The sequence below is a fragment of the Secundilactobacillus folii genome (assembly GCF_009720675.1).
GTDB classification, from domain to species: Bacteria; Bacillota; Bacilli; order Lactobacillales; family Lactobacillaceae; genus Secundilactobacillus; species Secundilactobacillus folii.
Window position 1 is genome coordinate 1 of record NZ_WNJO01000047.1, and the last position, 372, is coordinate 372.

Consider the following 372-nt stretch of genomic DNA (forward strand, 5'->3'; position numbering starts at 1 on the left):
CCATCAGGCACTTGGTCCTTCGTATAAGTCCGGTTACCACTATTATCCACGGTCGTGGTATCCGTGCCAGTATTGTGGTTACCTTCGGTATCCACACCAGCGATATCATGGGTCAATTGAACCCCGTTGTTCGGCAAGTTGTTCGTGGCCGTAGTCCGACCGCTCTTCCCCTGTTCACCGGCATTCAAGACAACCGTTGCTAAGGTGGTCCCGTCATGTGGCGTCTCCGTCACTCTGATGACATTCGTGGTGTGATCCAGCTCAACGTGGGTCTTATCACCATCGCTCCAAGTCTTATCGATCGTGGTGATATCACCCTGTGAATCGGTCTTCGTCTCCGTCTTACCACCATCAGGATCCGTCGTCGTTGTG

At 53.0% G+C, this 372-nt stretch carries 1 protein-coding gene; it reads right to left on the reverse strand.

What is annotated here, in order from left to right:
- A partial coding sequence (locus GM612_RS12290; protein ID WP_173021291.1) for a hypothetical protein occupies positions 1-372 on the reverse strand: 372 nt, incomplete at both ends.